At 63.6% G+C, this 12,870-nt stretch carries 8 protein-coding genes; 5 read left to right on the top strand and 3 right to left on the bottom strand.

From position 1 onward, the window contains the following. Nucleotides 1-7 precede the first annotated feature (7 nt). The gene (locus RMP10_RS03810) at nucleotides 8-2,326 is read left to right on the top strand and encodes a DUF5916 domain-containing protein (RefSeq protein WP_310569104.1); all 2,319 of its coding nucleotides are present in this window, start codon (nucleotides 8-10) and stop codon (nucleotides 2,324-2,326) included. Nucleotides 2,327-2,394: 68 nt separating this feature from the next. On the opposite strand, the gene RMP10_RS03815 is transcribed toward RMP10_RS03810, so the two are convergent. Beyond that, nucleotides 2,395-4,170: a DEAD/DEAH box helicase gene (locus RMP10_RS03815; protein WP_310569105.1), complete on the bottom strand. Its 1,776-nt coding sequence runs from the start codon at nucleotides 4,168-4,170 to the stop codon at nucleotides 2,395-2,397. A gap of 92 nt (nucleotides 4,171-4,262) precedes the next feature. On the opposite strand from RMP10_RS03815, the gene RMP10_RS03820 reads away from it, so the two are divergent. Together RMP10_RS03820 and RMP10_RS03825 are read left to right on the top strand one after the other, a co-directional pair. Next, nucleotides 4,263-4,718 carry an SET domain-containing protein-lysine N-methyltransferase gene (locus tag RMP10_RS03820; RefSeq protein ID WP_310569106.1) on the top strand — a complete coding sequence of 152 codons (456 nt, stop codon included), beginning with the start codon at nucleotides 4,263-4,265 and terminating at the stop codon, nucleotides 4,716-4,718. 48 nt (nucleotides 4,719-4,766) lie between these two features. Beyond that, nucleotides 4,767-5,339 carry a c-type cytochrome gene (locus tag RMP10_RS03825; RefSeq protein WP_310569107.1) on the top strand — a complete coding sequence of 191 codons (573 nt, stop codon included), beginning with the start codon at nucleotides 4,767-4,769 and terminating at the stop codon, nucleotides 5,337-5,339. Nucleotides 5,340-5,357: 18 nt separating this feature from the next. Here the strand turns inward: RMP10_RS03825 and RMP10_RS03830 are convergent, their stop codons facing one another. Both RMP10_RS03830 and RMP10_RS03835 read right to left on the bottom strand, forming a co-directional pair. Next, nucleotides 5,358-5,930 (bottom strand): GNAT family N-acetyltransferase, encoded by a 573-nt coding sequence (locus tag RMP10_RS03830; RefSeq protein WP_310569108.1) that lies wholly within the window; start codon nucleotides 5,928-5,930, stop codon nucleotides 5,358-5,360. A 23-nt stretch (nucleotides 5,931-5,953) separates the two neighbouring features. After that, a complete protein-coding gene (locus RMP10_RS03835) occupies nucleotides 5,954-7,561 on the bottom strand; it encodes a glycosyltransferase family 39 protein (RefSeq protein ID WP_310569109.1) in 1,608 nt (535 codons plus the stop codon). A 162-nt stretch (nucleotides 7,562-7,723) separates the two neighbouring features. Here RMP10_RS03835 and RMP10_RS03840 point away from each other — a divergent pair, with 162 nt between their 5' ends. Beyond that, nucleotides 7,724-10,267 carry a serine/threonine-protein kinase gene (locus RMP10_RS03840; protein ID WP_310569110.1) on the top strand — a complete coding sequence of 848 codons (2,544 nt, stop codon included), beginning with the start codon at nucleotides 7,724-7,726 and terminating at the stop codon, nucleotides 10,265-10,267. Nucleotides 10,268-10,477: 210 nt separating this feature from the next. Further along, entirely contained in the window at nucleotides 10,478-12,835 is a 2,358-nt protein-coding gene (locus RMP10_RS03845; RefSeq protein ID WP_310569111.1) for a hypothetical protein, read from the top strand. The last annotated feature ends 35 nt before the right edge of the window (nucleotides 12,836-12,870 follow it).

Here is a 12,870-nt window from a genome sequence, read left to right on the forward strand (position 1 = left end):
ACCTATCATGCATCTGCGATCTCAGCGGTTCGCCACCGCCCTGTGTCTCGGTCTGACGGCGCACTCGCTGTCTGCCCAACCGGTGGCACCACTCGGGGGAGCGGGCGGCGGCGCGACGTCGTCGGGCACCGGAGCGTCCGTCATGACGCGCACGCCAGACGGACGCGTCTCGGTACGGGTCTCGCGGATCGCGGAGCGTATGACCCTCGACGGCACGCTCAGCGAAGCCGTATACGGCCGAGTCGCGCCCTTCACGGGCTTCGTGCAGCAGGAGCCGAACGAAGGCGCAGCGGCCACGGAGAAAACCGAAGCCTGGATCTTCTTCGACGACGAGAACCTCTACGTTGCCGCACGGCTCTACGAGAGCGAACCGTCACGCCGCGTGATGAGCGACATGCGACGTGATGCACAGAACATGTACAACAACGACCACCTCGCGGTCATTTTCGACACGTTCAATGATCATCGGAACGGCTTCGGCTTCTCCACGAACCGCATTGGCGGGCTGTTCGACTTTTCTGCGACCAACGAACAGCCCAGCTCCAACTGGAACGCACTCTGGACCTCGAAGGCACAGGACTTCGACGGCGGCTGGACCGTCGAAATCCGGATTCCGTTTCGCTCGATCCGTTTTGCTGACGGCGCAGCGACGTGGGGCGTGAACATGCGCCGCATGGTCCGCTGGAAGAACGAAACGTCGTTCTTGAGCGGCGTGCCGCGGGCGTGGGGGCGGCGGGCGTTGAACAAGGTGTCCGATGCGGCGGTGATGACGGGGATCGAGGCGCCGTCCGGTGGCCGGTATATCGACATCAAGCCCTACGCGCTGGGCTCGCTGCTGACCAACGCCACCGCCACGCCCGCAATACGCAACGCGCGCGATGGCAACATGGGCCTCGATGCGAAATGGGGGATCACGCCACAGGTCGTGGCAGATCTCACGTACAACACCGACTTTGCGCAGGTCGAAGACGACGAAGCGCAGGTCAACCTTACCCGTTTCTCATTGTTCTTCCCGGAGAAGCGTGAGTTCTTCCTCGAGGGGCAGGACGCGTTCGCCTTCGCCGGCGTTGGTGGCGGTGGTGGGGGGGGCGGCGGCGGTGGTGGCGGTGGCGGTGGCTTCGGCACACCCGGTGCCAGCCCCAACGACAACCTCGCGCCCACGTTGTTTTACAGTCGCCGGATCGGACTCACCAATAGCGGACCCGCGCCGATCATTGGCGGCGGGCGCGTTTTGGGCCGCTCCGGACCATGGCAAGTCGGCGCCCTCAGCATGCAGACCGACGATGTCCGAGCCGCCGGTGCGCCATCCACGAACTTTTCCGTGGTGCGTGTCAATCGGGACATCCTCAGTCGGAGCCGCCTCGGGCTGATCGCGACGCGTCGCGACCCGGCCGGGGCGATCAGCAGCAATCTGGCCGTCGGCGCCGACGCACAATTGAACCTTCGTACCGATCTCGCGATCACCGGTTTCGTCGCGCGCACCTCGCGAGACTCACTCCAGCGCGATCCGACGAGCTATCGCGCGCGCATCGACTGGAATGGGGATCGCTATGGCGCGAACGTCGAGCGGATGTCCGTGGGCGACGGCTTCGACCCACAGGTCGGGTTCCTACGTCGCACGGGCTTCCAGCGTTCGTATGCGCTCGCGCGATTCAGCCCGCGGCCGGCGCATGTGCCCCACGTGCGGAAATTCACGATGCAAGGCAGTGCCGATCACATCACCTCGATGACCGGGACACTCCAGTCGGAGGATTTTCGCTCCTATCTCGGCACCGAGTTCGCCAACGGCGACCTGCTCTCTGCTGAAGTGGCTCAGGTGTTCGAACAACTCGTCGTGCCGTTCGGCGTGGCCAAAGGCGTGACGGTGCCCGTCGGTGGCTACCGTTTCAATCAGGCAAAGGCGTCGTACACGCTGGGCCCGCAGCACCGCGTCAGTGGCGGAATCACGCTCACCTACGGCGGCTTTTATGGTGGCACGCTCACCGAAACCAGCTGGCGCGGTCGCATCGAGATTTCGCCGCAGTGGTACATCGAGCCCACGCTCTCGCGTAATCATGTGGATGGCCCGTACGGCAGCGGCGACGCGAATCTGCTGAGCACGCGCCTCACGTATACCGTGACGCCGCGCATGTTCATGGCCGCGCTCCTTCAGTATCAGTCGCGCAATTCGTCCATGTCCAGCAACCTGCGACTCCGCTGGGAATATCAGCCAGGCAGTGAATTCTTTCTGGTCTACAGCGACGGACGAACGACGATCGGACCCAACTATCCCGAACTCGAGAACCGCTCCGTCGTGGTGAAGCTCACCAAGCTGCTGCGTTGGTAGTCGACTCATACGAAAAAGGCCGGCCAGCGATCCCTCGCCGGCCGGCCTTTTTGCATCGTCGGTGACGACTAGCGCATCCGATCCCGACGCACCAACACCTTCTTGCCCTTGATCGTCGTGTTCCGCAGCGCCGTGATGATATCCTCGGCGATTTCCTCCGGGACCTCGACCGTGCTGTATCCATCGGCAATCTGGATCGCACCGATCACGCTGGCGTCGATACCCACTTCGTTCGCGATCGCGCCCACGAGATCGCCCGGACGCATCTTCAGCTTGCGACCGGCACCGACCCACAACCGTGCGACGCTCCATTCCGGCTTCGAACGCTTGGCGGCCTTGGCGCCGCGAGGTGCTTCCTCTTCGCCACTGCGGCTCGGACGACCACCTTCACGTGCACTGTCGCGTGCGCCATCACGACCACGGCTGCTGTCGCGCGACCCACGATCGTCAGAGCGCGGTTGTACGGCGGGGATGTCCGGCTCGTCGGTCTCGTCGTTCGCATCGAACAGCTTCACGGCCGCGGCGGCGATGTCCATCACGTCGAACTCACCGGCCAGCGACTCCACGATGCCGCGGAACTTGTCGAGGCCACCTTCCATGATGGTCTCGCGCAGCGTCGTGCGCACCAACTCCAACCGATGCGCGCGCAGATCGTCGACCGTCGGCACCTGCGCGATCTCGATCCGCTGACTCGTCATGCGTTCGATGTTGCGCAACAACCGATGTTCGCGCGGCTCGGCCAGCGTGATCGCGACCCCTTCACGACCGGCACGACCCGTGCGGCCGATGCGGTGCACATACGATTCGGCGTCGGCCGGCACATCGAAGTTCACCACGTGCGACACGTGCTTCACGTCGAGACCACGCGCCGCGACATCCGTCGCGATGAGCAGATCGGTCTTCTTCGTGCGGAACTTGGTCATCACGCGGTCGCGCTGATCCTGACTCAAACCACCGTGCAACGCGTCGGCGCGCAGACCACGCGCCATGAGCGTTTCACTGAGCTCGTCCACTTCGGTGCGCGTACGGCAGAACACAATGGCACTCGTGGGCTGCTCGATGTCGAGCACGCGCGCGAGGGCCGTCATCTTGTGGGCCCGCGGTACGATGTACGCGACCTGGCGCACTCGGGCCGCTTCGCCATCGGGTACGATTTCGCGATCGATCGTGACGAGCACCGGATCACGCAGCTGACGCTTGGCGATGCTGGCGATGCGCGGCGGCAACGTGGCCGAAAACAGCGCCGTCTGACGCGACTTCGGCGTGGCCTCGAGAATCGCCTCGAGATCTTCCGCGAAGCCCATGTCGAGCATCTCGTCGGCCTCGTCCAGCACGACGGTCTTGAGCGACGTCATTTGCAGCGTGTGACGACGGATATGATCGAGCGCCCGTCCCGGCGTCGCGATCACGACATCCACGCCGCGCTTGAGGGCGCGGACCTGCATCTCCATGGATGAGCCGCCGTACACGGCCAGCGCGCTCACACCCATCGGCTTGCCGTAGCGGTGCACGGCTTCCGCCACCTGCATGGCGAGTTCACGAGTGGGCACGAGGATCAGCGCCGACGTGCGCTCGGCGCCTTTGGCGCTCGTGTTCACGCGGCTCAGCAACGGCAGCGCGAACGCGGCGGTCTTGCCAGTACCGGTGGCCGCCTGGGCCAATACATCTCGTCCTTCCAGCAGTGGCGGAATCGCGGCACGCTGAACAGGCGTTGGTTCTTCGTAGCCTAGCGCAGCAAGCGCTGAGGCAATGCGGGGGTCGAGTCCGAGGGCCGCGAATCCGGTTTCGCTGACGTCGCGCTCGCTGTTCCGTGCGGCGACATCGCGCTCGTCCGGCTGTTTCATATGTCAAGTCTCCTGTTGAGAATCTTAATCTATCCTATTCTGGACCCCAGATGTGGTTTCGGCGGGTGAAATAGGTGAGATTGTCAGTCATCATGACCGATACATCACTTCCGTTTGAGGTCCGCCACTCCCCGATTCAGGGATTCGGGGGCTACGCGACCCGCCCGATTGCCGCCGGCACGCGCATAATCGAGTATGCCGGCGAGCGGCTGACCCCGGAAGCGGCGGAGGCGCGCTACCCCGACGTGATCGGCGAGCGGCACCATACCTATTTGTTCGCCATTGATGACGAAGCGGTGGTCGACGCGGCGGTAAACGGGAACGAGGCCCGGTTTCTCAACCACTCCTGCGCCCCGAATTGCGACGCCGTGATCGACGACGGCCGCATTTGGATCGACGCCATCCATGACATCGAGGTGGGTGAAGAGCTGGTCTACGATTACGCCTACATCCTCCCGGAGCGCCACACGCCAGCCGCCAAGAAGCGATTTCCGTGCTCCTGCGGCGCGATCACGTGTCGAGGAACGATCCTCGCGAAGAAGCGATAGTTTACGCCAGTCGGTAGTTCGAACCTCGCGTGGAGCCTTGGAGGCCGTATGCGTTCGTGGGTCGTGATGTCGGTGGTGGTGCTCGGGTCGGCTGTGGCCTGCGCTCGTGGCGCCAAGGAAGGCGCGGTTCAGGAAGCGCGCCCGATCGCCGCAGCGGAAGGCACGGCCCCTCGTCCGCAGGGCCCGCGTCGGGTGCCGCCCACGCCCATGAAGCTCGACACGCTGCGCCGTGAAGCGGTGGCCAAGCTGATGGCCACACTGGTGGGCCGTGAAAACGAGCCGGCCGGCACCGTCTTCAAGAACGTCAAGCTCCACAAGGAGATGCCGGCGAAGGAGTTCGTCACCATGATGGACGAACAGTTCGGACGGGGGCTGAGCGTGAATTGCACCAGCTGCCACATGGACAACGGCGACTACGCCAGCGATGCCCGGAAGGACAAGATCATCGCGATGCAGATGGTAAAAATGCAACGGGACATCGACCGGAAGTACATCGCGAAAGTGAAGGAACTCGACGATCCGCGTCCGAAGACGACCTGCGTGATGTGTCATCGCGGCGCCACCCATCTGACGACCGAGATGGACGTGCCCACCGCACCCGTGCCGCTCCGCAAGCGTTAGAAGCGCGCAGGGAAAGTCTCAGAGCGACAGCTCGACCGGCCGCGACATCACGCGGTCGGTCTGCAGATCGCTGCCGAGTCGGAATTCCTGCGTGCCGATATCGGCGAATCCCTGCTTCGTATAGAAGCGGATCGCCCGCGCATTCCGCTCCCACACGCCCAGCCACATCGTCGCGCCACCGGCCGTACGCGCCGCGTCAACGCACGCCGCCATCAATCGCGGCGCGATGCCCTGACCGTGCCATGCGTGGTCCACGTAAAAGCGTTGTAGCTCCACGGACTGCTCGCCGGCGTTGGTCCGGGACGCGATCGGATCCGGTGCAGCGAGGCGCAGCAGCGCGTAGCCCGCGAACACGCCAGCCATATCAGCGACCAGACAGACGCACGTGGCATCGGCAATCTCCGCCGCCTGTTTCTCCGGCGTAAACGCATCGCTCAGATACGCGTGCATGTCCATCGGGTCATTGTCGGGCGCAAAGGTGTCATGGAAGACACGCGCCGCAAATTGGGACAACGCTTCGGCGTCGGTCGCCGTTGCTGTTCGGATCGTGAGCTCACCCGCGGGGCGGTCGTCAGCGGTTGTGTTCGTCATGCCGTACGATAGTCAATTTCGGGTCACTGGTGGGACGGATCGAGCACCGGCCACAGCTTCTGGAGTGAGGTCTTTGGTCCTGCACATCGCGTGATGGGGATGCGTCGCTCCTCCTCTACGCCCAAAGGCGTTCCGATGAAGCGCAGTTCATCGCAATGCGTCATGAATGGCTCAAGCTCGGCCTTCGACACGCCAAGGGCGAGCACCACGCGACCGGGCTTTCCACCGGGTCCGAAGAACCAGTAACTGCCCGCCGCACTCACCACCTTCGGTAGTCCATACCGCGGTCCGTAGAAGTCGATAGCACCCGCCCGACCGTAACTGCCCGCGAGCAGCACCGCATCGGCCCGATCCTGCTCGGGCATCGCGCGCCACTCGTGCGACAGCGCGACGACCATGGCGTGCCAGCCGAGCATATCGGCGAAGTCCTGCGGGAGTTCCAGCGTCGTGCCGTAGTTCGTCCTTGTCGACCCGCTCACACCGAGCGCTGCGATGTACCGCGCCGTGCGCTCGGGGCTCAAGATCGGCAGCGCAATCGGCAACGCGACCGGCCAGAGCAGCAGCATGATCGCACCGATCGAGAAGGCGATCCGTTTTCGCCACACCGTCTGTGATCCGGCCAGCCGTTCGGGCAGTGCCACCGCGATCGCCAGTGCTCCAGCCGCGAACAGCATCGGATACACGGGCGCACCGTAGTACGCCTTGCCGCGATTCAACGACAGCAGGATCCAACTGGTGATGACGGCGATACCCACCGCCCGCAACGGTGCGGCCGCGCGCGTCGAGAGCAACCATACCAGTCCCGCGAGCGCCAACAGCATGGCCGGCCCGACCAGCCCTGGCTGCTCGGCGAAGAACGCCAGTGGTGAGCGCACACCAAGTTGTTCCGCTTGCAGATCCCGCATCTGCCAGCGAATCGGAAACGCGAGGAGCCACTGCCCCACCAGCGACGGACTGCCGATCACGACTGCCAACAGCAGCGCCAGCCACGGCCATCGGGTCAACAGGTCGCGACGTGTCGGCGTGAACAAGGTACCGGCGACGATGCCCACGCCGATGAAGGCGATGCTGAACTTGGTGAGCAAGCCGAGGCCCAGCGCCGCGCCGATCGCGATCCACCATCGCACATCGCGCGTGTACGCGCGCATGAGTACCGCCAGCAGAGCCGCTGTCCACCACAGCTGATCAAACACGACGGGCTGAAAGAGATTGCCCGGACGCAGGAACACCGGCGACGTGATCACCGCGATCATCGCCAACCACGGCACCCAGGAAAATGCGCGTGCTCGTTCGCGTTCGAGGCCGCGATCTGCCGCACCCACGAGCGCGACCATGACGGACGACGCCACCCCCGTCAACAGCACGATCAGCGCGCTCGCCACTGCCGGCGCCAAGCGAATCGCCGTGAGCGAGTCCCCAAGCAGGGCCCGCGATACACGCGCTACGATGGCGATGAATGGTGGAAAGTCCATCCGCCACAGCCGTAGGTGCTCACCCATCGCTAGATACAGAAATTCGTCGCGATGAAATTCGAACGGAGTGATCACGTCCACGACGACGTGACCAAGCAACACGGCTACAGCGAGCCCAACCATACCTCGTGACACTACCGGCGTAACGCCAACGCTCATGTGCTTCTCTTCATGTTCTGAGATAAACTGCCACGGAGTGCCGCCCAAGTGACACATCTTGCGTCGCGCAGATCACCGTTGGGCCGTATCTTGTCGTGAATTACGCAGAGTTGTGCCGATAGTGTCGATGAATCGGTAACGCCGTATCCTCTCGTTTCAACAGTGGCTGACATTCTCGAAACACTCCAGAGTCATCTGGATGGCTTATATCGGGTAGAGCGGGAACTCGGGCGCGGTGGCATGGCGACCGTGTACCTTGCGCACGACCTGCGCGAGGATCGCGAGGTCGCGATCAAGGTGCTCAACCCCGACCTTTCCGCGACGATCGGTGCCGATCGCTTTGAACGCGAAATCAAGATCGCGTCACGGCTGCAGCATCCGCACATTCTGGGCTGTTACGAGTCGGGAAACGCCAACGGCCTCTTGTACTACGTGATGCCGTTCGTGAAGGGCGAATCGGTGCGTGATCGATTGAGTCGCGAAGGGCAGCTGCCAGTCGCCGAAGCGGTGCGCATCATCCGGGAGGTCGCGGATGCCCTCGGCTATGCGCACGCGCAGGAAGTCGTGCATCGCGACGTGAAGCCAGAAAATATTCTGCTGCTCGAGAGCGGACACGCGTTGGTGGCCGATTTCGGCATCGCGCGCGCGGCCACTGAAGGAGATGCACAGAAGTTGACGCAGACGGGCATGGCCGTGGGCACACCGGTTTACATGAGCCCGGAGCAGTCAACAGGCGAGAAAGTCGGGCCGGCCGCCGACATCTATAGTTTAGGCTGCGTGCTGTACGAAATGCTCTCGGGCGATCCGCCGTTCACCGGCCGAAACGCCATGGCGATCATGGCCAGGCACGCGATGGATACCGTGCCGAGCATCCGGATCGTGCGACAGGCGGTGCCGGACGAAGTCGAAGAAGCGATCTATGCGGCAATGGAGAAGTCGCCCGCCGACCGGCCGCGCACCGCGACGGAGTTTGCCGCGATTCTCGGCACGCCCATGGGCGAGACCGCGATGCGTCGGGTGGATCGCTTCACCACGATGCGTCGTATTCCGACGCCGCCGCCCGAGCCGCCGAAAACACCGTGGTTCAAGCAACCTGCGCTAGTCGGTGGTCTGCTCCTCGCGGTGCTCGCGGGCGGCGGCGCATTTTGGAAGTTTGGCGGTAGCGGATCCGTTGCGCTCAAAAAGGACGGACTCGCCGCCGATCGCATTGCCGTGCTCTACTTCGATGATGTGTCAAGCCAGCACGAGTTAGGTTATCTCGCCGACGGTCTCACGGAATCGCTGATTGCTTCACTCACGGGCGTGACGGGCGTCAACGTCGTATCGCGTGGAGGCGTGGAAACGTTTCGCGGCTCGACATCACCGAATGATAGCATCGCCAAAGTGCTCGATGTCGCGACGCTGGTACGCGGTGATGTTTCGAAGGACGGCGACAAGCTGCTGGTGAATATCCGTCTCGTTGACGGCGCCGGCGATTTCGTGCGAAAGAGTGCGAAGATCACGGGCAGTGCGTCGAACGCGCTTGCGCTGCGCGACTCACTGGCCTCGCGGGTCACGATCCTCATTCGCGAAGAGTTGGGTCGGCAGGTGAAGGTGCGCGAACAGCGCGACGCCACCAGCAACGCCGACGCCTGGGAGCTCGTGCAACGCGCCGAAGTGGAGCGGCGTGCGGGTGAAGCGGCGCTCAAGAGCGGCGATGCGGCAGGCTTGGCGCGCGCGTTCGGCACCGCGGACTCGTTGCTGGTGCTGGCCGAGGGCATGGATGCCAAGTGGGGCGAGCCGTCGGTGCTTCGCGCGAATCTGGCGTACCGTCGTTCCCGGATCCTGCAGGGCGATCCACCAGCCGCGCGCACATGGATCGATTCGGGACTCGTGTTCGCCGAGCGCGCGCTGCAGCGCACGCCCAGCAACCCCGATGCACTCGAGGTGCGCGGTAACCTGCGCTACTTCACGGTGCTGGTCGGGCTAGAGCCCGACCAGAAGAAGGCGCTCGAAATGGTGGACTCGGCACAGGCCGATCTCGAAACCGCCACGCAGGCCAATCCCCTGCAGGCTGGCGCGTTCGCCACCTTGTCGCACCTATACTACCGCACCAAGACGAACGTCGACGTGAACATGGCGGCCAAGCGCGCCCTTGAGGCCGACGCGTTTCTGTCGAACGCCGACGTCGTGCTGAGCCGCCTGTTCGCGTCGTCGTACGATCTGAACAATATCGATCCGGACGCGATCGCGTGGTGCGAGCAGACGAGGCGCCGCTTCCCCACATCGGCCAACGCGGCGCGATGCCAACTGCAGCTGCTCACCACGCGCTCACGGCCCGCCGACGCGGCGGCCGCGGTGAAGGCGTGGGCCTTGGCCGACTCCGTGGTCCTGCGTTCGCCGAAGCCGCAGCAAACGGTGCAGCGCCTGGCGAGCGATCTGCTGGTCGCGGCCGTGCTCGCCCGCGCCGGCATGGCCGACAGCGCGCGCAAGGTCGTGCAACGTTCTCAGGGCGACGCCGAAGTTGATCCCAAGCGTGACCTCATGCTACGCGCCGCGTTCGTACACACGATCCTCGCCGATACTTCGGCGGCGGTGAGTGCGCTCAACGTGTATTTCTCGCGTAACGATGAGCGCCGTGCCGCCTACGCGAACGATCCCGGCTGGTGGTTCAAACCGATCGCGCAGTCGCGGGCGTATCAGAAGCTCGTGGGTGCTGCGCCGTAAGACCGGCGAGCTCATCTATGTAGATGGTGCGTGCGTGCTACGTGCTTCCTCACGAGAGCTCTACCGTTGCGAATTTGTGACACAATGTTCATTTGCGTTGACCGGTGGTAACGCGCAGTCTTGTCCGATGATGTGTGCCGTGTCACGTTGCCGATACGCGAGCGCGTATCCGTTGCGTGACATCGCATCGTGCCTCGGAGGGCTAAGTTCATGCGCAGAATTCTTGTAGCTTTTAGTACTTATGCCGTCGTTTTGCTGGCCGCGTGTTCGGACCGCGGCACTACCGCCCCTGACATACAGGAAACGCCGCGGTTCAACCTCGATCCGAATGCAATTCCCTGCACGGATATCTCGCCCAGCGAAATCACGGGCTTGATCGAAGCGGTATTTGGTGCGGGTTCACCCGATGCCAACGCCGCGCTGGGCAAGTGGAGCAACATCCAGAAGCAGAAGGCCGCAGGTAATCTGGCGCTCGTCGTCTCAAAGACCTGGGACCTGATCGACTTCATCATCACGAAGCAGAAGCAGAACAAGCTACCGGTCAACGCGAACTCGGAGCGTCTGGGCCGCGCGCTCTTCTGCTTTGCCGGCATCAATGCGACGCTGCCGCAATCGACCAACGCGTGGGTCGTGTATCCCACCGACCTCACGCGCACGCTGGTGACTGATGACGGTCACGCCGGCATCCGACTCTCGGGCGCGAATGTCGACGCGACCTCGCTGATCTCAATCGTGCCCTCGGCGGACACGCTGAACACGAATCTGGACAAGTATCCCGTCGTGTATGAGTTCAGCAAGTATCCGTCGAACACCTTTTCGTCTGAGATCATCGCGGCGGTGTGCGGTTCCATCGACGTAAACACGCCCGATCCGGTGCTCGATCGCCTCGTGCTCGGCCACAATATCGGTGGCACTGGGTTCGAGTTATTGAACGAAGTGCCGATCGATTTTCTTAGTTGCGGCGACCTCGTGGTCAGCAACGCGCCAACATCGCTCGGTGATCGCTTGCTCGCGATGCTGTTGCCGAAGATGTTGTACGCCCTCGGACCGGGTGCCAGCGGCATCGGTGGTACGCTGCTCGAGTTCAGCCCGATCGGTCCGGTCGATCCGCGCATCAACGTGACGCCAAACGTCGCCGGTACGAGCGCGCCGATCGGCTCGCTCGTCATCCCGTCGCCGGCGCTCACGCTCAGCACGCCGAATGGCAAGTTGCTGTCGAACATTCCGGTGCACTTCGCGATCACGAGCGGCGGCGGCAGTATCACTCCGGCCGCGACGTCATCCAACAGCGTCGGCGTAGCCTCGAGCTCCGACTGGCGTCTCGGCACGATCACGGGCAACAACAGCGCCACCGCCACGCCGACCACCGGCGGTGATGCGGTCAACGGCGTGGTCTTCGTACCCGCGGCGAGCACGTTCACGGCCACCGCAACGGGTCCGACCGGCGTGGAAATCAGTGGTGGGCCAGTTGCCGGTACCACCTACACCGCAGGCTCCGCACTCCCGTCGGCGACGGTACGTGTGATCGGTGAGAACAACCGCACGGTGGAGGGCTACAGCGGCGCGATCGTGGCCAGTGTCCTGCAGGGTGGACCGTTGTTCGGCACCATGAGCATAGCGACCGTGGCCGGCGTCGCGACCTTCAGCAATCTGTCGATTCAGAAAGCCGGTACGACGCAGCAGCTTCGCTTCACCGCCGGCACCCTGTTCGCCGACACCGGCGTCTTCGGTATCGGCTCCGCCTCAGCGGCGTCGCTTACGATCAATGCGGGCAACAACCAGTCCGCCCTCGTCGGCACGGTGCTTGGCGCTGCGACGGGCACTGTCGCGCCATCGGTGATCGTGAAGGATACGTATGGCAACGTCGTAGTCGGGCAGACCGTGTACTTCTCTCCCAGCAACAACTCGGCGACGGTGACCCCGCTGGTGAATCCCACCAACAGCGCTGGTCTTGGTTCGGCCACCTGGCAGCTGCAGTCGGGCACGAACGAGATGCTGGCCAGCCTCGATGCCACACCCACGGAAAACGAATCACGCTTCAAGATCTTCACGGCAACCGGCACGACGACCAGCACGCCGATCGTGTCGTGCGCCGTGGGCAATCAGAAGGATCCGATCAGTCAGTACGTGGTGCGCGTCGATGGATCGAACAAGGCAGTGACCAACGCCAAGTTCTATTTCTCGATCACCGGCAGCGCCAACGCGCTCACCCCGTACAGCCTGCGCGTCGACGCGCGTGTGTACGACCGATTGGGAGTCCAGCAAGGGGCCGTGAAGAGCTCGCAGGTGTCGCAGGTCTTCCTTCGCGGAAACAACTCGGAGCAGAAGGAAGCGAATTTCTTCTTCAGCAGCCCCGTGACCTCGGGCAACGGCTCTAAGATCGTGTTCACGATCGTCCCCACCCAAGCCGTCTCCGGCACAATCAACTTCAACACCGGCACTTGCTCACCCGGCAATACGAAGTGCACGGTGACGAATGAGTGCAGAGCGGTGAACGAAACCCCGATCGCCACCCCCCTCGGCGCAGTCTATCGCCTCAGCCCAGCCGTGAAGTTGCAAGGCTACTAACTACACGAAACGACAAAGCGGAGGGGCGCACGCGC

The organism is Gemmatimonas sp. (assembly GCF_031426495.1).
Taxonomy (GTDB): domain Bacteria; phylum Gemmatimonadota; class Gemmatimonadetes; order Gemmatimonadales; family Gemmatimonadaceae; genus Gemmatimonas.